Origin of the sequence: Streptomyces sp. NPDC048001 (assembly GCF_043203115.1) — a bacterium.
GTDB classification, from domain to species: domain Bacteria; phylum Actinomycetota; class Actinomycetes; order Streptomycetales; family Streptomycetaceae; genus Streptomyces; species Streptomyces sanyensis.
Genome location: NZ_JBIDBN010000014.1, coordinates 26427 through 52280 on the forward strand (window position 1 = coordinate 26427; position 25854 = coordinate 52280).

Annotated in this window: 25 protein-coding genes; 6 read left to right on the forward strand and 19 right to left on the reverse strand. The window is 74.1% G+C overall.

The annotated features are described in order from the left end of the window. Positions 1–37: 37 nt before the first annotated feature. From ACGF15_RS24555 to ACGF15_RS24565, 3 genes are all read right to left on the reverse strand, one after another. Positions 38–754, reverse strand: coding sequence for a transglycosylase SLT domain-containing protein (locus tag ACGF15_RS24555; RefSeq protein ID WP_345612609.1), 717 nt, complete (start codon positions 752–754; stop codon positions 38–40). A 439-nt stretch (positions 755–1193) separates the two neighbouring features. Continuing rightward, positions 1194–2516 (reverse strand): PhoH family protein, encoded by a 1323-nt coding sequence (locus tag ACGF15_RS24560; RefSeq protein ID WP_392801981.1) that lies wholly within the window; start codon positions 2514–2516, stop codon positions 1194–1196. A 656-nt stretch (positions 2517–3172) separates the two neighbouring features. Continuing rightward, positions 3173–3934: an isoprenyl transferase gene (locus tag ACGF15_RS24565; RefSeq protein ID WP_345612605.1), complete on the reverse strand. Its 762-nt coding sequence runs from the start codon at positions 3932–3934 to the stop codon at positions 3173–3175. 107 nt (positions 3935–4041) lie between these two features. Here ACGF15_RS24565 and mgrA point away from each other — a divergent pair, with 107 nt between their 5' ends. Continuing rightward, complete coding sequence (gene mgrA, locus ACGF15_RS24570) at positions 4042–5079, forward strand: L-glyceraldehyde 3-phosphate reductase (protein ID WP_345612603.1); 1038 nt, start codon at positions 4042–4044, stop codon at positions 5077–5079. Between the two features lie 394 nt (positions 5080–5473). After that, positions 5474–6178: a hypothetical protein gene (locus tag ACGF15_RS24575; protein WP_392801984.1), complete on the forward strand. Its 705-nt coding sequence runs from the start codon at positions 5474–5476 to the stop codon at positions 6176–6178. 82 nt (positions 6179–6260) lie between these two features. Here the strand turns inward: ACGF15_RS24575 and ACGF15_RS24580 are convergent, their stop codons facing one another. Beyond that, positions 6261–7121 (reverse strand): A24 family peptidase, encoded by an 861-nt coding sequence (locus ACGF15_RS24580; protein WP_362607528.1) that lies wholly within the window; start codon positions 7119–7121, stop codon positions 6261–6263. Between the two features lie 157 nt (positions 7122–7278). On the opposite strand from ACGF15_RS24580, the gene ACGF15_RS24585 reads away from it, so the two are divergent. Continuing rightward, complete coding sequence (locus tag ACGF15_RS24585) at positions 7279–7659, forward strand: DUF192 domain-containing protein (protein ID WP_392801986.1); 381 nt, start codon at positions 7279–7281, stop codon at positions 7657–7659. 144 nt (positions 7660–7803) lie between these two features. Next, on the forward strand, positions 7804–8370 hold the full coding sequence (locus tag ACGF15_RS24590) for a CchlQ (protein WP_392801989.1): 567 nt from the start codon (positions 7804–7806) through the stop codon (positions 8368–8370). A gap of 93 nt (positions 8371–8463) precedes the next feature. Here the strand turns inward: ACGF15_RS24590 and ACGF15_RS24595 are convergent, their stop codons facing one another. From ACGF15_RS24595 to ACGF15_RS24660, 14 genes are all read right to left on the reverse strand, one after another. Next, positions 8464–9114, reverse strand: coding sequence for an OmpA family protein (locus ACGF15_RS24595; protein ID WP_392801992.1), 651 nt, complete (start codon positions 9112–9114; stop codon positions 8464–8466). Further along, positions 9114–9713, reverse strand: a complete 600-nt coding sequence (locus ACGF15_RS24600) for a hypothetical protein (RefSeq protein WP_362607521.1) — start codon at positions 9711–9713, stop codon at positions 9114–9116. Before ACGF15_RS24600 ends, ACGF15_RS24595 begins: the two co-directional genes overlap by 1 nt. A gap of 29 nt (positions 9714–9742) precedes the next feature. Then, on the reverse strand, positions 9743–10420 hold the full coding sequence (locus ACGF15_RS24605; RefSeq protein ID WP_392802198.1) for a pilus assembly protein TadG-related protein: 678 nt from the start codon (positions 10418–10420) through the stop codon (positions 9743–9745). Further along, a complete protein-coding gene (locus ACGF15_RS24610; protein ID WP_256524843.1) occupies positions 10417–10653 on the reverse strand; it encodes a hypothetical protein in 237 nt (78 codons plus the stop codon). Before ACGF15_RS24610 ends, ACGF15_RS24605 begins: the two co-directional genes overlap by 4 nt. Before the next feature lie 164 nt (positions 10654–10817). After that, a complete protein-coding gene (locus tag ACGF15_RS24615; RefSeq protein WP_392801995.1) occupies positions 10818–11825 on the reverse strand; it encodes a LuxR C-terminal-related transcriptional regulator in 1008 nt (335 codons plus the stop codon). 16 nt (positions 11826–11841) lie between these two features. Beyond that, the gene (locus ACGF15_RS24620; RefSeq protein WP_392801998.1) at positions 11842–13386 is read right to left on the reverse strand and encodes a sensor histidine kinase; all 1545 of its coding nucleotides are present in this window, start codon (positions 13384–13386) and stop codon (positions 11842–11844) included. A 111-nt stretch (positions 13387–13497) separates the two neighbouring features. After that, positions 13498–14385, reverse strand: a complete 888-nt coding sequence (locus ACGF15_RS24625) for a DUF5936 domain-containing protein (RefSeq protein WP_345612586.1) — start codon at positions 14383–14385, stop codon at positions 13498–13500. A 10-nt stretch (positions 14386–14395) separates the two neighbouring features. After that, positions 14396–15334 carry a type II secretion system F family protein gene (locus ACGF15_RS24630; RefSeq protein WP_362607516.1) on the reverse strand — a complete coding sequence of 313 codons (939 nt, stop codon included), beginning with the start codon at positions 15332–15334 and terminating at the stop codon, positions 14396–14398. Between the two features lie 48 nt (positions 15335–15382). Beyond that, entirely contained in the window at positions 15383–16723 is a 1341-nt protein-coding gene (locus tag ACGF15_RS24635) for a CpaF family protein (protein WP_345612582.1), read from the reverse strand. A 66-nt stretch (positions 16724–16789) separates the two neighbouring features. Next, positions 16790–17185 carry a TadE/TadG family type IV pilus assembly protein gene (locus ACGF15_RS24640; RefSeq protein WP_392802003.1) on the reverse strand — a complete coding sequence of 132 codons (396 nt, stop codon included), beginning with the start codon at positions 17183–17185 and terminating at the stop codon, positions 16790–16792. Position 17186: 1 nt separating this feature from the next. Further along, the gene (locus ACGF15_RS24645) at positions 17187–17696 is read right to left on the reverse strand and encodes a TadE family protein (RefSeq protein ID WP_345612578.1); all 510 of its coding nucleotides are present in this window, start codon (positions 17694–17696) and stop codon (positions 17187–17189) included. An 87-nt stretch (positions 17697–17783) separates the two neighbouring features. Then, the gene (locus ACGF15_RS24650) at positions 17784–19031 is read right to left on the reverse strand and encodes a P-loop NTPase (RefSeq protein WP_362607510.1); all 1248 of its coding nucleotides are present in this window, start codon (positions 19029–19031) and stop codon (positions 17784–17786) included. 7 nt (positions 19032–19038) lie between these two features. Continuing rightward, positions 19039–19758: a Flp pilus assembly protein CpaB gene (cpaB, locus tag ACGF15_RS24655; RefSeq protein ID WP_256524794.1), complete on the reverse strand. Its 720-nt coding sequence runs from the start codon at positions 19756–19758 to the stop codon at positions 19039–19041. A 126-nt stretch (positions 19759–19884) separates the two neighbouring features. Beyond that, a complete protein-coding gene (locus ACGF15_RS24660; RefSeq protein ID WP_345612573.1) occupies positions 19885–20763 on the reverse strand; it encodes a hypothetical protein in 879 nt (292 codons plus the stop codon). Positions 20764–21155: 392 nt separating this feature from the next. On the opposite strand from ACGF15_RS24660, the gene ACGF15_RS24665 reads away from it, so the two are divergent. Then, the gene (locus ACGF15_RS24665) at positions 21156–22856 is read left to right on the forward strand and encodes a chitinase (protein ID WP_392802008.1); all 1701 of its coding nucleotides are present in this window, start codon (positions 21156–21158) and stop codon (positions 22854–22856) included. A 60-nt stretch (positions 22857–22916) separates the two neighbouring features. Here ACGF15_RS24665 and ACGF15_RS24670 read toward each other — a convergent pair whose 3' ends face one another. After that, a complete protein-coding gene (locus tag ACGF15_RS24670) occupies positions 22917–24242 on the reverse strand; it encodes an Nramp family divalent metal transporter (protein WP_392802011.1) in 1326 nt (441 codons plus the stop codon). 256 nt (positions 24243–24498) lie between these two features. On the opposite strand from ACGF15_RS24670, the gene ACGF15_RS24675 reads away from it, so the two are divergent. After that, entirely contained in the window at positions 24499–25845 is a 1347-nt protein-coding gene (locus tag ACGF15_RS24675) for a M14 family metallopeptidase (RefSeq protein WP_345612569.1), read from the forward strand. Positions 25846–25854 lie beyond the last annotated feature (9 nt).

Consider the following 25854-nt stretch of genomic DNA (forward strand, 5'->3'; position numbering starts at 1 on the left):
GGGGTCCGCCAGGGGCGGACCCTGCCCGGGGAGGCTCCTAGTACCAGTTGTTGGCCTGCCAGAAGGACCAGGCGCCGCACGGGCTGCCGTAGCGGCCGTCCATGTAGCTGAGGCCCCACTTGATCTGGGTGGCCGGGTTGGTCTGCCAGTCGGCGCCGGCCGAGGACATCTTGGAGCCCGGCAGGGCCTGCACCAGGCCGTAGGCGCCCGAGGAGGGGTTCTGGGCCCGGTAGTTCCAGCTGGACTCGTGGCTCACGATGTTGCTGAAGCACTGGAACTGGTCGGCGGGGACCATCTGGCGGGCCATGGCCTGGACCTCGGCGACCGTGTAGGAGGCCTGGGCGGCGAAGCTGGTCGCGGAGCGGACCTCGTCGCGGCTGGCGCGCTCCTCGGCCTCCTCGCGCTCGCGCTCGGCCTTCTCCTCCGCGGCGGCCTCGGCGGCCGCCTCGTCGGCGGCGGCCTTCTTCGCCTTGGCGGTCTTGGCGGCCTGGAGGCGGGCGGCCTCCTCGGCGGACTTCTTCGCGGTGGCGTCGGCGGCGGCGGCCTGGGCGTCGGCCTGCTGCGTCAGGGACGAGACCTGCACCTGGGCCTGCTGGCCCATGGGGATGTCCGCCAGGAGCGTCGCGTCCGCCGCGGTCGCCTCGAAGTCGTCCGAGGGCGCGGTGCTGCCTGACGCGACGCCGACGACGGCGCCGACGGTGGTGACCGCGGTCGCCGAGGCGACTGCGAATCCCCGGACCGAGATCCGGCTCACACGGTTTCCTTCCAGCAACGCCCGCATCGGTGACCTCGCGAGCGCGATCGTGCCCCTGACGCTGGCCTCCACCTGAACGGGTCACGGAGGCGCGGGCCCGGTGGGCGGCTCCGCTTCCGGAGTCGCCGCGTTGTGCTCGCGGGCGGCATGCGACGACATGTCTTGAGTTGTCTGTTCTTCGTGCACCACGGATGGTGCGGTTGGGTCGCATGCGGGGCCTGACGGAAGCAAGACTCTGCCGGAAGCCGATGACGCAAGGCAATTCCCCGTTGCGTGGGAAAGGTCACACCCCGTTTGGGTCAGGGCTTTTGACGGAAAGGGCGCGCAGCACGGCGCCGCCCGGCTAAGCTTTCGCGCTTTGCCGGACGGCGCCAACTCCTTCAGCCCTTTTGTCCGATAAGCCCATTCATGACTGCCGGACGCCGGGGGACATCAGCGGTCAGACACGCCCGTCCTCCAGCATTTCGGTCACCAGGGCGGCGATCTGGGAGCGCTCCGAGCGCGTCAGTGTGACGTGCGCGAAGAGCGGATGCCCCTTCAGCTTCTCGACCACGGCGACCACTCCGTCGTACCGCCCCACCCGGAGGTTGTCCCGCTGCGCGACATCGTGGGTCAGCACGACGCGCGAGTTCGCCCCCACCCGCGACAGGACCGTCAGCAGGACGTTCCGCTCCAGCGACTGCGCCTCGTCGACGATGACGAAGGCGTCGTGCAGGGAGCGGCCCCGGATGTGCGTCAGCGGGAGCACCTCCAGCATGCCGCGGCCCAGCACCTCCTCGATGATCTCGCGCCCGGCCACGGCGGACAGCGTGTCGAACACCGCCTGCGCCCAGGGGCTCATCTTCTCGGCCTCGGTGCCGGGCAGGTAGCCCAGGTCCTGGCCGCCCACCGCGTAGAGCGGGCGGAAGACCATCACCTTCTGGTGCTGACGGCGCTCCAGCACGGCCTCCAGCCCCGCGCACAGCGCGAGGGCCGACTTGCCGGTGCCGGCGCGGCCGCCGAGGGAGACGATGCCGATCTCCTGGTCGAGCAGCAGGTCGAGCGCGATGCGCTGCTCGGCGCTGCGGCCGTGGATGCCGAACGCCTCCCGGTCCCCGCGGACCAGGCGCACCGTCCCCTCCGGAGTGACCCGCCCCAGCGCCTTGCCCCGCTCCGAGGCCAGGACGAGCCCGGTGTGCACGGGCAGGTCGGCCGCCTCGGGCACGTACAGGGTCTCCTCCGCGAACAGCAGGTCGACCTGCTCACCGGAGAGCGGCATTTCGGACATACCGGTCCAGCCGGTGTCCGTGATCGCGAGCTCGGCCCGGTACTCCTCCGCGAGCAGCCCCACCGACGACGCCTTGATGCGCAGCGGCAGGTCCTTGGAGACGACGGTGACGTCGTACCCCTCGGCCTGGAGGTTGCGCGCGACGGCGAGGATCCGGGAGTCGTTGTCGCCGAGCCGGAAGCCGGCCGGGAGCACCCCGGGATCGGAGTGGTTCAGCTCGACGCGGAGCGTGCCGCCGAGATCGCCGATCGGGAGCGGTGCGTCGAGGCGGCCGTACCGGACGCGGAAGTCGTCGAGCAGGCGCAGCGCCTGCCGGGCGAAGTATCCGAGTTCCGGATGGTGCCTCTTGGCCTCCAGTTCCGTGATCACCACGATCGGCAGCACCACCTCGTGCTCGTCGAAGCGGCTCATGGCGTGCGGATCGGCCAGCAGGACGCTGGTGTCGAGAACGTAGGTGCGCCTGTCGGGCAGGCGGCGCTTAGTACTGTTCACCACGGAAGGACGTACCCCCTCGGACGAGGTCGGGGTGCGACGGCGGGCGACCGCGTCGCGGACCATGGGTCCAGCCGCCGGAGCGGAGGACGGGCCGGGTGCGGGCCCGGTGCACGGGCCGGACACCGGCCCCTCCCGCGGGCCGCACGGGCCCGGTGGTCCGTGCGGTGCGCGCACCGGCCGCGAGGGCCGGGGCAGTCCTCGGTGTGCAAAGGGCCTCCCGGGTGAGCGGTGTCGGCCGCTCACTGAGATACGACGTCCGTGGATCGGACGTCGACCTGGAAGTGGTATTCCCTCGAACAACTGCGGCCATGCCATGACACGTGTCGTCGCCCGGGTGAACACCGGATGACACCCCTTCGGGGCGGACCGGCGGCACCGCCCGCGCCGCCGCGCCCCGTCCCGCGCCCTTGCGGGGCCGGGGCGCCGGACCGGCCAGGTGGCGGGCGGTCGGGCGGGCGGCGGCACGGCGCGGGTGACGTCCCGCCGGGGCGGCGGGCCCGGCGCGACGCGGCCGGGCTCCGGGCCGCGGGCCCGGGCGGCGCATCCGGGGCGCCGCGGGGCACGTCCCCGGCGCGGGGGCGGGACGCCGGGGGCGGGGGCACCGGGCGGGGGCACCGGGTGGGGGCCGCCGGTCAGGCGGCTAGGCGGTCAGGCGGTCAGCCGCCGTAGCGGCGGTGGCGTGCCGCGTAGTCCCGCAGGGCCCGCAGGAAGTCGACCTTCCGGAACGCGGGCCAGAAGACCTCGCAGAAGTAGTACTCGGAGTGGGCGCTCTGCCAGAGCATGAAGCCGGACAGCCGCTGCTCGCCGCTGGTGCGGATCACCAGGTCGGGGTCGGGCTGGCCGCGGGTGTAGAGGTGCTCGGAGATCAGGTCGATGTCGACGGTCTCGGCGAGTTCCTCGAAGCTGGTGCCCTTCGCCGCGTGGTCCAGCAGCAGGGACCTGACGGCGTCGGCGATCTCCTGGCGCCCGCCGTACCCGACCGCGACGTTGACGAGTATCCCGTCGATGCCCGAGGTGGCCTCCTCGGCCTCCTTCAGGACGGACTGCGTCTCGGCGGGCAGCAGGTCGAGGGTGCCCACGTGGTGCACGCGCCAGCGGCCGTCCGCCGCGAGGTTGCGGACCGTGTTCTCGATGATGCGCAGGAGCGGGGTGAGCTCCTCCGCGGGACGGTCGAAGTTGTCCGTGGACAGCAGCCACAGGGTGACGACCTCGACGTCGGTCTCGTCGCACCAGCCGAGCAACTCGGAGATCTTGTCCGCGCCCGCCTGGTGGCCCTGGGCCGCGGTGCCGCCCGAGGCCTTGGCCCAGCGCCGGTTGCCGTCGAGGATCACGCCGATGTGCTTGGGCACCTGGGCGTGGTCGAGGCGGCCCTCCACCCGGCGTGCGTAGAGCCCGTACACCAGGTCGCGCAGGTTCACTGTGGTTACACCCCTCGATACGGCAGTCCCCGAAGGCGCCACAGTACTGCGGCGGGGCCACGGCGGCCCAACCCGGTGTGTCACAAGTCCGTGATAGGGAGAGAAGCGTGACTCTCTCCCTGCACCACCTGCCCGCCGAGGACCGGTACGACGCCATGGAGTACCGGCGTGCCGGGCGCTCCGGGCTGAAGCTCCCCGCGATCTCGCTCGGCCTGTGGCACAACTTCGGCGACGACCGGTCCCTCGACTCCCAGCGGGCGATCCTGCGCCGGGCCTTCGACCTGGGCGTGACCCACTTCGACCTCGCGAACAACTACGGCCCTCCGCCCGGCTCGGCCGAGCGGAACTTCGGCACGATCCTCTCCCAGGACTTCGCCGCGTACCGCGACGAGCTGGTCGTGTCGACCAAGGCCGGCTACCTGATGCACCCGGGACCCTACGGCGAGTGGGGCTCCCGGAAGTACCTGCTGTCCTCCCTGGACGCCTCGCTGAAGCGGACGGGCCTCGACTACGTCGACATCTTCTACTCGCACCGCTTCGACAAGGACACCCCGCTCGAGGAGACCATGGGGGCGCTGGCCTCCGCGGTCCACCAGGGCAAGGCCCTCTACGTGGGCGTCTCCTCCTACACCGCGGAGCAGACCGCCGAGGCGGCGCGGCTGCTGAGGGAGATGGGGGTGCCCGCCCTCATCCACCAGCCGTCCTACTCGATGATCAACCGCTGGATCGAGGACGACGCGCTGCTCGACACGCTGGAGGGGGCCGGGATGGGCTGCATCTCCTTCGTCCCGCTCGCCCAGGGGCTGCTCACGGGCAAGTACCTCAAGGGGATCCCGGAGGGCTCGCGCGCGGCCCAGGGGAAGTCCCTCGACCCGGACCTGCTGTCGGAGGAGGTGCTGCGTCGGCTGCACGGGCTGAACGGCATCGCCTCCCGCCGCGGGCAGACCCTGGCGCAGCTGGCGCTCACCTGGGTGCTGCGCGACCCGCGGATGACCTCTGCGCTGATCGGCGCCTCCCATGTGCGGCAGCTGGAGGAGAACGTGGCCGCCCTTTCGGGGCCGCCGCTGACGGACGCGGAGCTCTCGGAGATCGACGCCTTCGCCGTGGACACCGCCGGGACCAACATCTGGGCCGCCCGGGGCTGAGTTCCGCCCCGGGTCCGCCCCCGGGGGAGCGGAGACACGAAAACGGGCCGGTCCGTGGGGGGGATACGGACCGGCCCGAGGGGGGGTTTCCACCATAACCCTTCGTAAGGGCGGATGGGTGGCCCGCCATGCCACAACCGCGCGTCGAACAGGCGGCGGGGACGTCACGGATCCCGCCCGGAACGGGAACAACCGGGTCAGCGGCCCGCCGGGCCCTCGGAGTCGTACCTCCTAACGGGTGATGCACCGTCATGTGTCCCTCTTTGACGAACACGTGACGTAACGTCAGCCGTCCGGGGATCGCCCGTCCCCCCGCGCCGGACACCCCGGGGACCGCAGGGCCCCCGGCGGTGGGAGAATCCCGGTGACCTGCCGGACGATCGAAAGGCACCCGGTGCCCACTCTCCCCACACGGCATCTCCTCCCCGCGGCGGCCGCCCTGCTCCTCGCCACGGCGACCGGCTGCGGAGCCGGATCCGGCGACCGGGCGGACGGCGGGGCCGCGAACGGCTCGGCAGCCTCTCGGATCGAGGCGGTGAACCAGGCCATGCGGGAGACCTCGTTCACGGCCACGGGGACCACGACGGCCTTCGAGGGAGCAACGCAGCAGACCTGGTGGGACCCCGAGCAGGGCTTCCGGATGCGCATCAGCGGCTCCGCGCCGGAGCACAACGGCGAGATGTACTGCAAGGACGGCACCAGCTACACCAGCGCCCCGCTCTTCGCCGCGATGCTCGCCCAGAAGGGCCAGCGGATCTCCGTCCCCGAACGGCTCGAGGACACCTTCGTGGCCACCGAGACGGGCGACTGCACGGCCTACTTCGCCATCGCGCCCTCGGGCGAGTACGCGCCCGGCAAGGACACCGTGATCGACGGCACCGACGCCCTGGCGATCGAGGTGACGGCGGGCGGGGCCTCGGACACCTACTTCGTGAGCGGCGGCGCACCGGACCGCCTGCTCCGGCAGGAGGCCACCCGCGACGGGAGCACCAGCACCACCGAGTACAGCGGCTACGGCGAGGCGGTGACCGTCACGGTGCCGTCCGACGAGCAGTCCCTGACCATGGACGAGTTCCGCGGCGAGGTGCTGCCCGGCTGACACCCGGCCGCCCCGCGGAGCCGGGGGCACCGCGGGGGCCGCCGGACCGGGCGCCCGGGGTGTGCGGGGCGGGGCCGTGGCGTCACGGCACCGTGAGCGCTCCCGCCAGCAGGCCCAGGAACGCCCCGGCGAGCATGAAGGGGCCGAAGGGGATACCGGTCCGGCGGTCCGCGCGCCGCAGCGCGAGGAGCCCGAGGCCGTAGAGCGCACCGAGCAGGAACCCCGCGAAGGCACCGGCGAGGAGCACGGCCCAGCCGTACCACCCGAGCGCCGCGCCGAGCGGCAGCGCGAGCTTCACGTCCCCGAACCCCAGGCCCCCGGGGTTGAGCAGGAAGAGGAGGAAGTAGACGGTACCGAGGCCCGCCCCGCCCAGGAGCGCCCCGGACCAGGAGCCGCCCGCGCCCGGGAGGAGCGCGGCCAGGCCGAGCAGCACGGTCACGGCCGCCGCCAGCGGCAGCGTCAGCCGGTCGGGAAGGCGGTGGACCGCCCCGTCGACGACCGCCAGCAGCACACCCACCGGGATGCACAGCAGCCAGACCGCGAGTTCGGGGCGCGCCCCGGTGGCCAGCGCGGCCAGCAGACAGGCCGCCGCCGTGACGAGCGGCGCGAGGAGCGAGGGCCCGTACACCGCCCCCGCACCACCGGGGTCGCCCGCATCGCCGACCGGTACCGCGCCGTGGCCCGGGCCCCCGGGGGCGTCCGCCGCCGCGGACGCATCCGTGCGGAGGGGGCGGGCCGGGGCACCGGAGGCGCAGGGCACGCAGCGGGCCGGGCCGAGCCAGCCGCCCGCGGGTCCGGTGAGCGGATGCCCGGCGGGGCAGGTGTCGCGCCAGGGCTCCTCCGGCCGCACCGACAGCCGGTACGCGGCCCGGGGGACGAGCGTTCCGGCGGCGGCCCCCCAGAGCACGGAGGCCAGGGCGGCGGCGGGTGTCAGCAGATCCACGCCCCGACCCTAGAGGGTGGCGCGCGGGCCCGCCGTGCGCTCCGCACGGCCCGTTCCGCGGGCGCCGCCCGAGCGCTCCCGGCGCGGCGGAGCCCCGTCGGGCCCGGGACCGGGCCGCGGCCTCCCGCCGGGGCGGGGGGCGCGCTACCGTCGCCGTATGCGGAGGTGGCACGACGGCATCGGCGAACTGCTGGTCGAGGGGCGGGAGGAGGCACCGGTCGCCCTGCGCATCGCGGCGTCCTCCCGCACACGCGCCCGCGGTCTGCTCGGCCGGGACGGGATCGACGGCGCGATGCTGCTGACGCCCTGCAACTCCGTGCACACCTTCCGGATGCGCTTCCCGATCGACGTCGCCTACCTGGACCGCGGCTTGCGGGTGCTGGCCGTGCACACCCTGCGCCCGGGGCGGCTGGGCATGGTCCGGGTGCGGGCGCGCCACGTCCTGGAGGCCGAGGCGGGATCGATGGCCGGCTGGGGCGTGGTGCCGGGGGTCCGGGTGTCCGTCGTGGCCACGGGTGCGGACGGAGGCAGGCCGTAGGACCACAACCAGCGTGCGGGACACGCCTGTTGGCGGTCCGCCGGTTGCCCGCCCTCGCCCGGCAGGGCCGCTGGAACCGGTGCTACCTTGCGTCCGGACCGGACCGGACGGCGGCAGCAGGAGCCGAGGACCACGGGGGCGTGCATGGAGTGGGGGACGCTGGTCGCGACGCTGGGCGGAGCGGTGATCGCCATCGCGGGCACGGTGCTGGCGGACCGGCTGCGCACCCGCCAGGAGGCCGACCAGGGCCTCGGGGCACGGCGCCGCGAGCTCTACACGGAGTTCATCACGGCGGCGGGAACCGCCCACACGGAGCTCCGGCGCCTCGCCCAGGAGCGCGCCCCGGGGGCGGAGGAGGTGGGGGCGGAGGAGGCGAGCCGCACCGCGCTCAGCGCGGCGGGGATCTACGAGGTGCGGGAGCGGCTGTACCTCGACGCCTCCGCGCGCGTCGCGGGGGCGGGGCAGGCGATGTTCGAGAAGCTGCGCGCGCTCAGGGCGGTCGTGGGCGCGGGGGCTCCGCTGGACTCGGCCGCGTTCCACGAGGCCTACCACCCGTACCTGGAGGCGGTCTGGTCCTACCGGGCCGTGGTCCGGGAGGAGTTGGAAGGACGCCCGCTCACGCCGGAGGACTTCGGCTGGGGCTCCTGGGACGGGCGCGAACGCTGCGGCCGGTGCCGGCAGGGTGCGGGGCGCGCGGCGGTGGGCGGCTGAGCGCTCCGGGACGCGCCCCGGGCGGGGGCCCGGTCCCGCAGCAGGCACTGCGGGACCCGTGGTGCGGCCGGACGCCCGGGCGGTGGGCGGCTCTCAGCCGCCGGAGCCGTCGCCGCGGGGGAAGGAGATCTCCACCCGCCGGTTCTTCCTGCGGCCCTCCTCGCTGCTGTTGTCGGCGATCGGGAACAGTTCGCCGTAGCCCCGGATCTCGTAGCGGATCTCCGAGGAGTCCAGTTCCCGAGCGAGGACCTGGTGCACGGCGTCGGCCCGCTTCTTCGACAGCACGTCGCCGTGGGCCGCCGAGCCGAGGTCGTCGGTGAAGCCGAAGACACGGACCTGCGTGGAGCCCTGCCGGGCGATCTCGGCCGCGACCGAGGCGATCCGCGCCTGTGCCGCTCCCGAGAGCTCGGCGCTGTCCTTGCCGAACAGGACCTCGGCCTGGAGGGCGAACTTCAGGCTCTCGTTGGTCTCCTCGCGGCGCTCCTCGCCGCCCTCCGTCTCGACGATGGAGACGATGGGCAGCACCCTCGCCGGAGCGAGGGTGGCACCGTCCCGGAGCCTGAGCCCCGGGGAGCGGCCGTCGATCTCGGGCGGGCGCCCGGTGGGCTCGGTACCGGGCGGGACGCTCGGTCCGTCGTCGGCGAGGGCGCCGGCCGCCGTGGAGAACTGCGCCCCGGAGAACAGCAGCACGACGGCGACCGCGACGGCGACCGCCCTGCGGGGGCGGCGGGTGGCGGCGGGCATCACGAGAGCTCGATCGTGGCGACGGGCATTTCCGGCACGAGGATGTCCACCTCGGTGGTGGTGGCGGGAGGGGCGGGGAACTGGGCGAAGAACGTCACCGTCTCTCCCGCGTCCAGCCGGTCGATGCCGGTCGTGGTCAGCGGATATCCGTCGGTGTCCCGCAGGACGTAGTAGCGCTTCTTCTCGTTCTTGTCCACGAGCGTGATGCCTGCGAGCGAGCGACCTGTCGCCCGGACCTGCTTCTCCTGGCCGCTCCATACGACCCGCGGCGCAAGCCCCTTGGGGCTCGTGTTCGTGATGGCACCGGTGACCGTCAGGAACCCGCCCTCGTCCCGGGCCGCGGAATGGACCAGGAACTGGAAGCCGTTGCTGCCGTTGATGGTGGCCAGGGTCCGGCTGGTGTCGGGGACGGTCGCCCCGTCCTCGCCCGGCGTCCCGCCCTTCCCCTCACCCGTCGCCGCGGAGGTGGACGCTGCCGGGCCCTTGTCGGGCGTGTCGGTACCTCCGGTTCCGCAGGCTGTCGTCGCCAGCGCGAGGGTCAATGCCCCGACGACCGCCGCCCCGGGGCGTCGGGACCTGCTTCTCTTCCACATACTCATCAGCGTTCTTCCTTTGCGGTCGTTCTCAGTCAGTCCTCAGCGAGCCGAACCCTGAAGAGGTCGGTCATCTCCGGAAGGTCGAGGCGCTCCGGATCGATGACCCAGTCCTCCGCGTCGCACCGCAGCGCTCCGGGCGACGAGGGCTCCTCGGGCTCCTCTGCGTCGTCGTCGGCGGGCGGGCCGTCGCTCTCGTCCGGCAGAGGCTCCTCGCCGGCGGGGGGCTCCTCGCCCTCGGCGGGCTCGAACGTGCACCGGGACTCCACGACGGCGGTGGCCACAGCCGTCGCACGGGCGTTCTCCGTGCCGGGAAGAATGGAATCGCCCATGCCGTCCTGCGTGACCACGTCGACGGTGAAGCCCCATCGCCCGTCCGTGATCCATCGGCACGCCCCGACGTCAGCGCCGTTGCGGGCCGCGAAGTAGCCCGCCGCCGAGCAGCCGTCGTCCGCTCCCGGGAACCCACCGTTGAAGACGTCGTCGAGGAAGACGGGATCGAGCAGCCCGGCCAGCAGGTCGTCCCGGAGCCCGTCACGGGACTCCTGAGCAGCGCCCAGCGCCGCCGCGTCGGCAGCCGACTGGGCCTCGTTGTGCGTGGCGCCCGCCTGGCCGACCGCGAAGAAGGCGAGCGCCAGAAAGAGCAGGCCCGCCACCATCGTGAGATACACGGGGGCGGCCTGCCCGGTGTCGCGGGAGGCGCCTGCCGTCAGCCGGCGTTGAGGATCTCGCTCACCTTGTCGGTCAGCCCCTGCGCGATGTCGTCCGCCACGCCCGTCCCCACGATCGCCACGATGATCAGCGCCACCAGCACGATCACCCCGACGTACTCCACCGCGCCCTGGCCCCGGTCCGAGCGGTGCCGGAGCGACCGGGCGGCCGTGTCGGCCCAGGAGCCGATGTGGACCTTGACGCGGGCGGCGGCCTTCAGCGTGTTGTCCGACATGGTGGTCCCCTCGGTCGTCGGCCGCGGAACGGCCGGGTGCACTGTCGACAAGGGGAGGGTACGGCGGAACGCCGCCCCGCCGCATGGGTCTTGGGGCCCAATCGCGGCACCCGCACCCGCACCCCGCCTGCCACCCGCCCAAGGCGGTGCCGGGACCCGGTCGCTCAGCCATGGTCGCGGTCCCCTCGTCCCGGGCGCGGACGTCCGTGCCACAGGGCGATGGCCTCGCCCCTGCTGCCCGCGTCCAGCTTGGCGAAGATGTGGTTGATGTGGTTCTTCACCGTCTTGTGGCTGATGAAGCAGGCAGCGGCGATCTGCTGGTTGGTCATGCCCGAGGCGATCAGCTCCATGACTTCCACCTCCCGCTGGCTCAGTCCGATCGGCAGGGCCCCCGGCACCCCGGCCCCCTTGCATGAATGTCCCACATCCGCTTGCGTTTGCGAAGCTGTTCGGAGAGGTTGCCCTCCCGGGCGTAACCGATGTTCACCCTTTCGCTGCGGCGAGTTGGGCAAACCGGACCACTCGTACGGATGACAACCATGTGCGATCGCAGACGAATGAACCTGTCCCGCGCCTGCCCTGCAGGACGAAGCCGTCAGGCCGTCCGGACCCCGCAGCAGCAGCGGGCTCCCGTTCCGTTCGGGCACCGCGGCCAGGGCGCCGCGGGCCGAGGGGGTGAACGCGCCCCGGCCGCCCGGCACGGCCCGCACGGCGGCGAGGAGTTCGTCCGCGGTGAACTCACCGTGGACGAGATAGCCTCCCGCGCCGCGCAGCACGGCCTCCCGGACGACCTCGTCCTCCGCGCTGTAGGTCGTCATCACCACGGCGGCCAGGCCCACCAGGCGGGGCAGGACCGCGAGTCCGTCCACCCCGGGCATGCGGACGTCGAGCAGGACCACGTCCGGCCGGTGGCGGAGAGTGCCCTCGTACGCCTGGCGGCCGTCGGCGGCCTCGGCCACCACCTCGATGCCACCGCCGCCCCGGAGCAGCGCGGCGAGCCCCGCCCGGACGACCGGGTTGTCGTCGGCGACCAGCACGCGCAGCAGCGGGGTCTCCGGCGGGTGGCCACCGGGGGCTCCGCCGTGCGGAACGGCAGGGTCCGGGGTGGGGGCCGAGGCCCGCGGCGGCGCGGCCCCGGAGGGCTCGGAAGGACGGGTGAACGCGTGCGGCATGGTGCGGCCTCCTCTCTCAGGGACGGGTGCGGGAGCGGGTGCGGGGCGGACGGCGGCGGCCTCCCGGGGAGCCGGCGCCGACGGCCTCGGCACCGGGAGGCGCGGCGGGGCCGGTGCCGGGAGGCGGGACGGCCTCGGCGCCGGGAGGCGCGGCAGGGCCGGCGCCCGGGTGCGCGGCGGCGCCGAGGGGCGCCGGGTCGGCCGGGTCGGCCGGGAGAGCCGGGTCGGCCGGGAGGGACCGGACGCCCGCCGCCTCCGCCTCGGCCGGGTCCGGGCGGGCGGGGCGCAGCAGGTGCAGCGGGAGGTCGACCCGCACCTCGGTGCCTGCGGCGCGGGTGTCCCGTCCGATGCGGATACGGGCCCCGAGCGCCGCGGCGCGCTCGACCATGCCCAGGAGTCCGAAGTGCCCCGAGTGCGCGAGCCCGTCGAGCGTGGTGCCGGGAGGCAGGCCGCACCCGTCGTCGTGGACGCTGACGCGCAGCAGGCCGCCGACGACCCCCGCGGCGACCTCGACCCCGTCGGCCCCGGAGTGCCGGCGGGCGTTCTCGACGGCCTCGTCGGCGATGGCGAGGAGCTGCCGGGCGAGCGGGGCCGGGATCCGCGGGAGGGGTCCGGTGCCGAGGTCGCGGTAGGCGACGCGCGGCCCCGGCCCCCCGCCCGGTTCGGCCGCCCGGCGGCGGAGTTCGGCGGCGAGGTCGGTGCCCGCCTCGCGGTCCGGGCCCCGGCGGAGGTCGCTGAGCAGCTCCCGGGACTCGGCCGCGGCCCGCCGGGCGGCCCGGGCCACGAGTTCGGCCTGGTGCCGGAGGGCGGGCGGGTCGCCGCGGTCGACTCCGGCCGCCAGCCCCTCGGCGGCGAGGGCGACGCCGTGCAGCGTCTTGGCGACCGAGTCGTGCATCTCGCGGGCGAGCCGGGCCCGTTCGCCCTCCACCGCCTCGTGGGCCGCTATCCGGGCCCGGGCCTCGCCAAGGGCGTGGGTGGCGGTGCCGAGGTCGAGGATCAGCTTGCGCAGGGTGCTGCCGACGGCCCCGGCGATGACGCACAGCCCCGGCAGCAGCAGGGCGTTGCCGCCCGCGTCCACGGTGTGGTTCACCGCGTAGGCCCCGGCGACCAGCAGGGACTCCAGGACCGCGAAGGCCGCCGCGCCCCGCCAGCCGTAGACGAGTCCGGCGAGGAGCGGGGTGCACAGGGTGACGTAGCCGAGCGTCGACTCGGGGGAGGCGGTGACCAGCAGCAGGGCGCCGAAGAGGGCGTCGGCGGCCAGCAGCGAGGGGTGCCGCAGCAGGACGGGGCCGAAGCGCTCCCAGTCGCGCAGCAGGACGTAGGAGAGCATGAAGGTGACCAGCACCGCCACGCTGACCAGCCAGGTGGCGGGGCCGCGGGCGGTGTTGGCGAGGGCGAACGGGGCGGCGAGCGCGATCATGGCCAGCCGGAAGCCGAAGGTCTTGCGGCACAGCGCCTGGAGCGCGTTGACCTGCAGGGCGGGGGCCGACGGCCGGGGCGGGGAGCCCGGGGCGGGCGGCACCGGAGGGAACGGGGCAGGGGCGGCCGGGTCGGGGGTCACGGGGGATCACCTCCCGTTCGGGGTCGGTGCGGAGGGGCGCGGGCCGGGAGAGGGGGAGCGGGGCCGGCCGGGGCGGGGCGAGGGCGGGGCTCCGCGGCGGGAGGCGGCCGGTCAGCCGCCGAGCAGGGTGCCGAAGTCCACTCCCGAGCCGTAGTAGAAGCTGAGCACGATCAGGATCATGGTGGCGGGCAGCATCACCATGGTGACCACCAGCGTGGTCTTGGGCACCGCCTTGGCGGCCGCGCGGCGGGCGTTCTGGGCGTCCGCACGGCGCATGTCGTTGGCGATCTGGATGAGCGTGTCCACGATGGGGGCGCCGAGTTCCTCGCCCTGCTGCAGGGCGGTGACGAACATGGAGACCTGTTCGGAGTCGTTGCGGCGGCGCAGTTGCTCGAAGGCCTCGCGGCGGCTGACGCCCATGTCCATCTGCCGCAGGGTGATGCGCAGTTCGTCGGACCAGGGGCCGGTGTACCTGTCCGCGACGCGCTCCAGGGCCTGGCGGAACCCCAGGCCCGCGGAGACCACCACGGCGAGGACGTCCAGGAAGTCGGGGAGCGTCCGCTCGATGTCGGCCCGGCGCCTGCGGACGGACGCCCGCAGCAGGACGTCGGTCCAGAACAGGCCGTACAGCAGGGCCAGGAGCGCCACCAGGGGCTGGCCGCGCAGCAGGGTCGCCAGGGCCGCCAGGACGCCGAGGAGGCCGTACACGGCGCGGCGGGCGGCGTAGCGGTCGACGGTCAGGCCCCGGGGGTTGCCGGCCCTGTCCAGGCGGCGGCGCAGGGCGTCCACCCGGCGGGGCCCCATCCACCGCAGGACGGCGGGGGCGAAGCGGATCCCCAGGCGGTCGATGCCGGAGCCGACGGCCGTGGTGCGCGTGGCGCCCACTTCGAGGGCGAGTGCGAGGTCCCCGGGGAGCCGGGCGTCGGCCCGGTACATGCGGATGCCGTGGAAGACGCCGTAGACGGCGAGGGCCGCGACGGTGGCGAGCAGCAGTCCCATGTGCGCCCCCTCAAACCTGGATCCGGGACAGCCGGCGGATCAGGAAGAACCCGACGGCGTACATGCCGAAGGCGAGGAGGACGCCCGCCTGGCCGACGACGGAGCCGGTCATCTTGTCCAGGGCGCCCTCGGTCATGCCGTTGATCATCAGCAGGAAGCCGAGCCCGAGGAGGGGCACGGCGACGGCGGTGACCTTGATCTGGGAGAGCGTGGTGGAGACCTCGCGCCGGGTCTCCTTGCGCTCCTCCAGGGTCTCGGTGAGGTTGCGCAGGGAGCTGACGATCTGGCCGCCCGCGCGGTTGGACAGCACCAGTGTGGTGACCAGGACGACGAGCTCGCGGGAGGGGAGCCGGTCGGCGAGTTCGCCGAGCGCGTCGTCCAGGCTGTGCCCGACGGCCAGGCGGTCGGCGACCCGGCCCAGTTCGGAGCCCGCGGGGTCGTCGAGCTCCTCGGCGGCCATGGCCAGGGCGGTGCGCATGGCGAGTCCGGCCTGGGTGGCGTTGGCGAGGACGCGGGTGAGCTCCGGCAGCTGCCCGATGAAGGCCTCCGTGCGCTTCTGGCGCTGCCAGGTGAGGAAGGCGTTGGCGGCCCAGAGCCCGGCGAGCGCCGCCAGGACGCCGAAGAAGGGGGCGAAGACCGCGCCGACGACGAGGTAGACGGCGAGCAGGCCCGCCGCGGTGTAGACGGTGTACTCGCCGGGGGTGAGGGCGAGGCCGGTGGCGGCGAGCCGGCGTTCGATGCGGCGGCCGGGGCGGGTGGTCCGCAGGCGGCGGTCCAGGGCGTCGAAGCGCCGGCGGCGCACGCCGTGGTGGTGCTCCGGGGACTGGGCCATCCGCTCCACGAGGGCCTGCCGGTGCGCCCGGCCCGTGGCGTAGCTGCGGACTCCGGCCACGCCGAGCACGCAGGCGAGCAGCGTGACGCCGATCGTCAGCTGGGGGAGGTGGGCCATGTCGGGTGGACCTTCGTGTCGGGGGCGGGGTCGCGGGGCGGGCGGGGCTCAGGCGGCCGGTCTGCGCATCAGCAGCTGGGTGTCCGAGTCCGCCACCCCGAAGACCGGCGGCGGTGCCTCGCCCTTCATGTGGAGCCGCTCGGCGACCCGTCGCGGCAGCGGGTGGTAGGAGAACTCCCCGTGCACCCGGCCGTCCGGGGCCGGGGGCCGGGCCTGGAAGCGGCAGACGGACACGATGCGGTAGTCCTGCCGCCCGTGGGAGTCCACGACGGCGATCTCGGTGACACGCCGTGAGCCGTCGGCGTGGCGGGTGAGCTGGACGATGACGTCCACGGCGCTGTTGATCTGGTCCTTGATGGCGACGAAGGGGATCTCGACCTCGGACATCGACCCGAGGGTCTGCAGGCGCAGCAGGGCGTCCTCGGCGCTGTTGGCGTGGACGGTGGCCAGGGAGCCGTCGTGGCCGGTGGACATGGCCTGGAGCATGTCCAGGGTCTCGCCGCCGCGGACCTCGCCGACCACGATCCGGTCGGGGCGCATCCGCAGGCTGTTGCGCACCAGGTCCCGGATGGTGACCCGGCCCTGGCCCTCGACGTTGGGCGGGCGGCTCTCCAGGGTGATCACATGCGCCTGCTGGAGCCGGAGTTCGGCGGAGTCCTCGATGGTGACGATCCGCTCGCCCTCGGGGATCATCCCGGAGAGGGCGTTGAGCAGGGTCGTCTTCCCGGTGCCGGTGGCCCCGGAGACGATGATGTTGAACTTGGCCCGCACCAGTCCGGCGAGCAGCAGGGTCATCTGCTCGTCGAGGGAGCCGAGTTCGATCATCTCCGCCAGGGTGAAGGCCCGCGGGAAGCGGCGGATGGTCAGGATCGGGCCGGTGAGGGAGAGGGGCGGGATGATGACGTTGACGCGCTCGCCGGACGGCAGCCGGGCGTCGACCATCGGGTTCGCCTCGTCGACCCGCCGGTTGACGGTGGAGACGATGCGCTCGATGGTCTGCATCAGCTGCTCGGTGGAGGAGAAGCGCATCGGCAGCTGCTCCAGCCTGCCGCGCCGCTCGACGAAGACCTGCTCGGGCCCGTTCACCATGATCTCGCTGATGGAGGCGTCCTCCAGGAGGGGTTCGAGGATGCCCAGCCCGAGGGCCTCGTCGACGACCCGCCGGATCAGCTGGGAGCGCTCGGCGGTGGACAGGACCGGGCCCTCGCGGCTGATGATGTGGCCGAGGACGCGTTCCAGCCGTGCCCTGCGCTCGGCCGCGGCGAGGGCGGACATCTCCGCGAGGTCGATCTCCTCCAGCAGTTTCGCGCGGTAGACGCCGACGAGGTGGCCGCCCTCCCCCTGGCCGCCGGACGGCTGGGGGCCCTTGATGCGCGCCCGCAGGCTCATCTCCTCAACTCCCTCGCTGTGCTGTGCTGTTGCGTCGTCGGCGGCGTGCGGCCACGGTGGCGGCCGTCAGTCGCGGGGCATGGTGGTGGTGCGCTGGGCGGTGCCGAAGTCGAGGAGGGGCAGCAGCGCGGGCACCCGGACCCGCGCCGTGACCGACACCTCCTCCTCGCCGTAGGAGGCGGCGAACTCGCCGTCGAGCCAGCCGCTCAGCGCCCGCCGGCCCGCGGCCTCGGGGCCGATGTCGACGCCCTCGTAGGCGGCGGCGCGGGCGGCGGCGCGCGAGGCGGTCCCGGCCTGCTGGGCCGCGTAGGCGACCAGGCCCAGCTGGATCGCCGCCAGGGCGGTGAACAGCAGGACCGTGATCACGCCGACGTACTCCAGGGCCGCCTGGCCCCGCTCGTCCCGCCTGGTGCGGCGGCGCTCGGGGCGCTCGGGCTGCTCGGGGCCGCATGGTGGGCGCATCTCAGCTCTCCCTCACCGCTGCGGCCTCGCCGGGCGCGTCGATTCCCAGGGAGAGGCCCGGGAACAGGACGGGGATCCTGACGTCGACGGTGGCCTTCACCAGGTCCCCCTCGCTCCAGCAGCCGATCTCGGCCGACCAGGCGCCGGGCAGGTCCTGCCGCCCGGCGCGCTCGCAGGCGCCCGCGCGGTCGCCCTCCGCGACGGCCCCGGCGCGCACGGCCTCGTCCGCGGCGTGGCCCGCCAGGGAGAAGGAGTAGCCGACGAGGGCGGCCTGCCAGAGCAGGACGATCGTGGCGAGCACCACGGGCACCATGCCGGTGAACTCGATGGCCGCCTGCCCCCGGTCGTCGCCGAGGCGGAACCGGGCAGGACCGGCGGCCCTCCCCTGCTGCGGACCGCCGGCGCGCCCGTGCGGCCCGGCGCGGGCGGCCGGGCGCGGGCGGCGCCCCGCGGGGCGCGCCGAGGGTCCTGCCGTGCGCGGGACGCGGCCCGCCGTGCGTGTACGTCCCATGGCTCCCCGTGCCCCCTCGCCCCCCGCGGTCCCGGCGGCGGCCGGTACGCCGCGCGCCCTCGTCCCGTTCCCCACGTGCCGCCCCCGTCACCGGCCGCGCTGCCGCCGGGGGCCGGCGGGCCCCCGGTCGCCGCGCTGCCGTCCCCGCCTGCCGGGTACGTCCGGAGTCTCCACCATGCCCACTTCGGCCGCCAGTGCCCACAGGGCCTGCTTGACGGCGGACTTGGCGTCGAGGTCCTGCATCCGCCCGGCGTCGACCGCGGCCGCCAGCTCCTTGAAGGCCGCCGGGACGACGGACCGGGCGGTGCGGGTGCGGGTGATCTTCTCGACGAGCTGGGGCTGGATCTCGGTGGAGCGGGTGTGGCGGTTGACGACGGTGACCGTCTCCTCGGCCTTGCGGATCTGGAGCCGGTCCCACAGGCGGACCGTCCGCTTGGCCGCACGCACGGCCACCACGTCGGGGGTGGTCAGCAGCAGCGCGGTGTCGGCGGTCTCCACGGCGACCGCGTTGGCGTTGGTCATATGGGTGCCGCAGTCCACGACGACCACCTCGTAGCGGTGGCGCAGGGCGCCGAGGATCTGCCGGACCGCACGGTCGGTGACCTCCTCGCCGCGCTCGCCGTCGGCGGGCGCCAGGAGCAGTCCGAGGCCGGTCTCGTGGACGAAGACGACGTCCTGCAGGACCCGCGGCGAGATGTCCTGGATCCCGGCCAGGTCCACGACCGACCGGCGGAACTGGACGTCGAGGTAGGAGGCGACGTCACCGGCCTGGAGGTCGAGGTCGACCAGGGCGACGGTCCGCCCGGAGGCCCGTGCGGCGAGGGCGAGCTGGACGGCGGCGACCGTGGTGCCGACCCCGCCCTTGGCGCCCGCCACGGCGACGACCGTGCCCCCCGGCCCCGTGGGCGCGTCCGCGCCCCGGCCCAGGTGGCGGCGGACGCCCGACGCCCAGGCGGCGGCGGCCTGGACCCGCTGGGCCAGCTCCTCGTAGGAGAGCGGCAGGCCGATCAGCCCGCGGGCCCCGGAGTCCATGGCGGCGGAGTACAGTCCGGTGCCGGTGTCCGCCGTGACGAGGACGACCCCCACGGCGGGGAAGCGCAGGGCGACCTCCCGGATGAGCTCCAGCGCGGGCACCGGGCCGATGTGCTCGTGGACGAGGACGACCTCGGGAAGCTCGTCGAGGGATTCCGAGGCGAGGCGCGCGAGGGTGTCGATCAGCGCGGTCGAGTCGCCGGCGGGCGGCGAGGGCTCGCTGTCGGGCAGTTGGCCGAGCAGGCCGGCGAGCGAGCGGGCGGCGTCGGCGTCGCCGACCGCGGGGAGGATGCGTGTGGTCATGGCCGCCTCACCGGTCCCGGTCCTCGTCGAGGGTGTAGGTGCCCTCGCCGGGGCGCAGGTCCGTGGGGCTGCCCTGGGCGACCAGCGCGAGGCGGACGTGGACCGCGAAGGACTCGGCGAAGGCGACGCGCTGGGCGTCCTGGGTGTCCAGGGCGAAGGTGATGGGCACCGCCTGGGTGACGGTCCGGCCGCGGTCGCCGGCCTTCGGGTCCAGGGGGGTCAGCCGGCCGACGTCGATGACCTTGGCGTTGGCCACGATGATCCGGGACTCCGGGACGGAGCCGCGGCCCCGGGACTCCTCGTCGAAGGTGGCGAAGATGTTGACGCGGGCCCCGGGCGTGATCTTGCCCGCGACGCCGGTGGCCGCGTCGATCATGATGGCGATCTCCTGCTCGCCGTCCTCCAGCGCGGGCCGGAGGACCATCATGTCCCGCTGGAGCAGGGAGCCCTTGAGCAGCCGGGTGACGGCCGTCCTGCCCTCGACCGCGGCCAGGTCGGTCACCGCGCTGTCGGAGAGCCACCGCCGGGGCATGCTGACCTCCTCGAACTGCCCGGCGCTGAGTTCGGTGTACGGGGCGATGTCGGCCTTCACCCGGTAGGCGGTGACCTCGGGTCCGACCTTGGCGTTCACGTCGCTGACCACCGACAGCACGCCCGCGAACGCCCCGAGGGCGCAGAGTACGGACAGGAGCATGAGGACGACGCCGCGGCGCTGCCGTGAGTTCATGGGCGGGGCAACCTCGTGGGAGACGTGGGCTGGCTGGGTTCGGTCGGGTGGTCGGGTGGTGCCGGTCGCCTCCGCCCTCCCGGGAGGGCCGGACCCGCGCACGCCCGCGGCGCGGCCGGTGCGCGGCTACGGGCCGAGGCTGCTCGGGGTCCCCTGCCGCAGGGGGACCGGGGCGCGGTCGCGGGGCTCCCGGGGGCCGATGGGGGCGGCGCAGAACCCGCAGTGGTCGCCGATGAGTTCGAGGCCGCACCAGCGGCAGACCTCCCTGCGGACCGAGGCCACCAGCTGGTGGACCACGCCGAGGTCGGGCAGGTGCGCGGCGAACTCCACGAGCCGCCCGGTCCCCCACCACCCGGGGGACGCGGCGGGCAGGGGGGCCTCCTGGACGTCCTGCACCCGCCAGGCCGCCGCGAGGTGGTCGGTGACCCAGTCCGCCGCCAGCTGCCCCCGGGCGAAGAGCAGCCGGGTGGCGTACTCGGGTCCTTCGAGTTCGCCCGCGCCCGCCTTGACGAGCTGCGCCCGGGGGTGGGCGGCGACGGCGAACCGGGAGCCGGGGACCCAGGAGCGGGCGTGCGCCTTCAGGCCCACGGGCACGCGGTCCAGGTGGGCCACGCTGCCGAGCAGCGCCCCGGCGTGCAGGTAGTGGGAGAGCAGCCGGGCGGCGGAGGCCAGTACCCCCGGGCCGACATCGCACAGCGACAGCTGGCGCAGCTGGCGCACCAGCAGGGAGAGGGCGAGCGGCGGGAGCGGGGAGGCGAGCAGGGCGATGCGGTCGCTCTCCAGCAGGGCGCGGACCGCGTGGATTCGTCTGCGGTGGGCGGTGGGGAGCGAGGCCGGGTACAGGGCGACCACGTAGCCGGACTGCTCCACGAGGACCTGCATGTCGGCGACGGCCGCCTCCAGCGTCTGGTCGTCGGGGTGCTGGAGCAGGGCCGCGGTGGGCGTGTGGTGGTCGGTGGCGGGCAGCACGAGGTCGGCGCTGGTGACGGCTATGGAGGTCGGCACGCTGATCCCCCGTTCAGCTTCGGCGGCGGCCTGCGGCGGATGGCCGCGGCGCCTGCTGGCTCCGTGTTCCTCGCCGCCTCACCTTATCCACCTCCCACGACGCAGAGAACGGCTTTCGGCACGCAGCGTCGCAGGGGTGGACGGGCGGGGCGGACAAACCCTCAGAAACGGTGCGGGCAAACGGGGTTGGGGTGCCGGTCGACTCCCTCCGGCCGCGCGGCGGGCGACGGGCGGCGGCCCCTGCGCCCGCGCCGGACCCGTCGCGCGGGAGGTCTTGACAAGCCAATTGGTCTGGACCAGCTTGTACCTCCACGGTGGCCGCCGTACGCCCCCGGTCTCCACGACGCCGCGGAGACCGGTCCCTCCCCGACTTCCCCCACCGGAGGACGCAAGTGGACCGCAGCACACCCATCCGCAGATGGCTGGGCGCCGGTATGGCGCTCGCCGTCGGAACCGGGCTCTGCCTCCTCGGCACGGCCGGAACGGCCCAGGCCGCCGACGTGAACGTCGTCAAGAACGCCGGATTCGAGTCCGGGCTCGCCAACTGGTCCTGCTCCGCGGGCAGCGGTGCGGCCGTGTCCTCCCCCGTGCGCACCGGGGCGGGCGCCCTGAAGGCCTCGCCCGCCGGGCTGGACAACGCCCGCTGCACCCAGACCCTGGCGGTCAGGCCGAACTCCACCTACGCGGTGAGCGCCTGGGTGCAGGGCAGCTACGTGTACCTGGGCGCGAGCGGCACCGGCACCCAGGACGTGTCCACCTGGACGCCGGGCGCCACCGGCTGGAGCAGGCTCGCCACCTCCTTCACCACCGGGGCGAGCACCACCTCGGTCACCCTCTACACCCACGGCTGGTACGGCACCCCGGCCTACTTCGTGGACGACGTGAGCGTCCTCGGGCCGGACGGGGGCGGCGGCACGGACCCCGACCCGGTCGTCCCGCCGCCGCCCGCGACGCCCTCCCTCGGCGCCGTGACCACCACCTCGGTGGGCCTGAACTGGGGCGCGGTCTCCGGCGCCACCGGCTACAACGTCTACCGCGACGGGACGAAGGTCCAGTCGGTGGCCGCCACCTCGGCCACGGTCGGCGGGCTGTCCCCCGACACCGCGTACCAGTTCCAGGTGACGGCCACCAACACGGCCGGGGAGTCGGCGAAGTCCCCCGCCGTGACCGGCCGCACCGCCAAGGACGGCGGCGGTCCCGGCAACCCGTCGGTGCCCCGCCACGCGCTGACCGGCTACTGGCAGAACTTCGACAACGGGGCCACCGTCCAGAAGCTGAGGGACGTGCAGGCGCAGTACGACATCATCGCCGTGTCCTTCGCCGACTCGACGGCGGTGCCGGGTGAGATCGTCTTCAACCTCGACCCGGCGGTCGGCTACGCCTCCGTCGCGGACTTCAAGGCGGACATCGCCGCCAAGAAGGCCGCCGGGAAGTCGGTGATCATCTCCGTCGGCGGCGAGAAGGGCAACGTCACCGTCAACAGCGACGCCTCCGCCACGGCGTTCGCGAACAGCGCCTGGGCGCTGATGCAGGAGTACGGCTTCAGCGGGGTGGACATCGACCTGGAGCACGGCATCAGCTCCACCTACCTGACCAAGGCGCTGCGGCAGCTGTCGGCCAAGGCGGGCCCGTCGATGGTGCTCACGATGGCCCCGCAGACCATCGACATGCAGAACACCGGAACCGAGTACTTCAAGCTGGCCCTCAACGTGAAGGACATCCTCACGGTGGTCAACATGCAGTACTACAACAGCGGCTCCATGCTGGGCTGCGACGGCAGGGTCTACTCGCAGGGCTCGGTGGACTTCCTCACCGCGCTGGCCTGCATCCAGCTGGAGGGCGGCCTCGACGCCTCCCAGGTGGGCCTCGGCGTGCCGGCCTCCACCCGCGGCGCGGGCAGCGGCTATGTGCCGCCGTCGGTCGTGAACAACGCCCTCGACTGCCTGGCCCGCGGCACCAACTGCGGTTCCTTCAAGCCGTCGAGGACCTACCCCTCGCTGCGCGGCGCGATGACCTGGTCGACCAACTGGGACGCGACCGCGGGCAGCGCCTGGTCCAACGCGGTCGGCCCGCACGTCCACAACCTGCCGTAACCATGCCACCGGCCGGGCCCGTGCCACCGCTCCCCCGGTGGTACGGGCCCGGCCGCGCCCTCACCAGGGCAGCTCGCGCACCTGCTGGACGCACAGCACGACGAACAGCAGTCCGGCGGCCGCGAGCATCGTGTTGGACAGCGGCCCGTTGCGCCATTCGGGCGGTGTGCGGCGGGAGTTGAGCAGCCACAGCAGGGTGGTGGCCAGGAAGGGCATGAAGAACGCCCCCAGGACCCCGTAGGCCACGACGAGCCCGAACGGCCGGTCGAGGAAGAGCAGCAGCATCGGCGGGAAGGTCAGCCACAGCAGATAGGCGCGGAAGGCCGTCGTCCGCTCGGGCGCCCCGGCGCCCTCCGCGTCCCCCGCGCCGCCCCCGGCCGCCGCCGCGCCGCCCGCCGGGCCGTGGGCGCGCCCGCGGCGCAGCCGGGTGGCGAAGTCGGCGAACAGCAGGCTGACCCCGTGCCAGACGCCGATCAGCGAGGAGAACGAGGCCGCGAAGAAGCCGACCAGGAACAGCGTGGCGGTCGCGGAGCCGTAGCGGTCCGCGAGGACCTCGCCCAGGTCCACCAGCCCGCGGTCGCCGCCCTCCAGGGCGATCCGGGAGGAGTGCAGCAGCTCCGCGCCGATGATCAGCATGGCGACGACGAAGATCCCGGTGGTGAGGTAGGCGACCCGGTTGTCGAGGCGCATGACCCCCATCCAGCCGGGTCCGCTCCACCCCTTGGCGTTGACCCAGTACCCGTAGGCGGCCATCGTGATCGTCCCGCCGACGCCGCCGACCAGGCCCAGGCTGTAGAGCAGCGAGCCGTCCGGCAGCACCGGGGCGAGTCCGGCGAGCACCGCGCCCAGGTCCGGCGCGACGCGGACGGCGACGTAGACCACGACCACGAACATCACGCCGACCAGGACCGCCATCGCCTTCTCGACGACCGGGTAGCGGCCCCACCACACGAACACCAGCCCGACCAGGCCGGTGACGACGGCCCAGGTGCGCAGCCCCGGCCCGTCGGGGAAGAGGGCCGCCAGCGGCAGGGCGCTGGAGGACATGGCGGTCGCCCCGTAGACGAAGCCCCAGACCACGACGTAGACGCCGAAGTAGCCGGTGGTCCAGCGGCCGAGGGAGCGCCAGCCCTCGAAGAGGGTGCGCCCGGTGGCGAGGTGCCAGCGGCCGACCGCCTCCGCCAGTGAGATCTTCACCAGGCAGCCGATGACGGCCGCCCACAGGAGGGTGTAGCCGTAGCGGCTTCCGGCGACCAGGGTGGCGACCAGGTCCCCGGCGCCGACGCCGGTGGCGGCGACGACGATCCCGGGGCCGATGAGCCGCCAACTCGCCCTGCGGGGCGGCGCCGGGGAACCGCTCGCGCCCTCCTCGGTGATGCCTGCCATGGATGCATCCGCCTTCCCGCTCGTCCCACCAGGTGAGCCGTCACGTAAGCGGGGGCGCGGGTCGTCGCGCAAGAGGGCCTCGGGTGGTCCGATGGGCGGACCGCCGCACGGGGGCCCGGAGGGACCGGGAATGACCGGGATGCGTATTGACCGGAGCATGCCATGACTCGACGATGTCCCCGCACGCACCGCGGCGGGCGCCGATCCCCGCGCACCGCCGTACCGCAGCGACCCCCACACCCCCAGGAGCCAGCCCATGAGACTCCCTCCCCTCGGCAGGCGGTCGGCCGCGCTCGCGGCCGTCGTCGCCCTCGCCGTGGCGGCGCCCCTCGCGGCGACCGCCTCCGCCGCACCCGATCGCTCCGCGCGGATCCCGGCCGCCCCCTCCGACGAGGCGGAGCGGACCCGCCAGTACCTCGTCCACGGGCCCTCCACCCCCGCCGACCGCAGCGCCGTCGCCGCGACCGGCGCCGCGGTCGACGAGGTCTCCGACCACACCCTGGTGGTGAGCGCGACCCCCTCCGAGGCGCGCCGCCTGCGCGGCCTCGGGCACCGGCTCACCCTGCTGCCCGCGCCCCCCGCGCACCGCAGCACGGCCGAGGTGCGGCCCGCCGACTTCCCCCCGTCGGACGCGCGCTACCACACGTACGCGGAGATGTCCGCGGAGATCGACCAACGGGTCGCCGAGCACCCGGACATCATGAGCAAGCAGGTCATCGGCAGGAGCTACCAGGGCCGGGACATCGTCGCCGTGAAGATCAGCGACAACGTCGCGGTGGACGAGGACGAGCCGGAGGTGCTGTTCACCCACCACCAGCACGCCCGCGAGCATCTGACCGTCGAGATGGCGCTCTACCTGCTGCGGGAGTTCGGCGAGGACTACGGCAGCGACCCGCGGGTGACCGCGGCCGTGGACGGCCGGGAGATCTGGATCGTGCCCGACCTCAACCCGGACGGCGGCGAGTACGACATCGCCACCGGCTCGTACCGGAGCTGGCGCAAGAACCGCCAGCCCAACAGCGGCTCCTCGGCCGTCGGCACCGACCTCAACCGCAACTGGGCCTTCCAGTGGGCCTGCTGCGGCGGCTCCTCCGGCTACCCGGGCTCGGACACCTACCGCGGGCGGTCCGCCGAGTCCGCGCCCGAGGTGAAGGTCGTCGCGGACTTCGTGCGCAGCCGGGTGGTCGGCGGCAGGCAGCAGATCCGGACGGCCATCGACTTCCACACCTACAGCGAGCTGGTGCTCTGGCCCTTCGGCTACACCTACTCCGACACCGCGCCCGGTATGACCCGGGACGACCGGGACGCCTTCGCCGCGGTGGGCCGGAAGATGGCCGCCAGCAACGGCTACACCGCGGAGCAGGCGAGCGACCTGTACATCACCGACGGGTCGATCGACGACTGGCTGTGGGGCAGCCAGCGGATCTTCGGCTACACCTTCGAGATGTACCCGCGCGGCTTCGGCGGGGGCGGCTTCTACCCGCCCGACGAGGTGATCGAGCGGGAGACCTCGCGCAACCGGGACGCCGTGCTCCAACTGCTGGAGAACTCGGACTGCATGTACCGCTCCATCGGCAAGGAGTCGCAGTACTGCACGGACTGACGGCCCCGT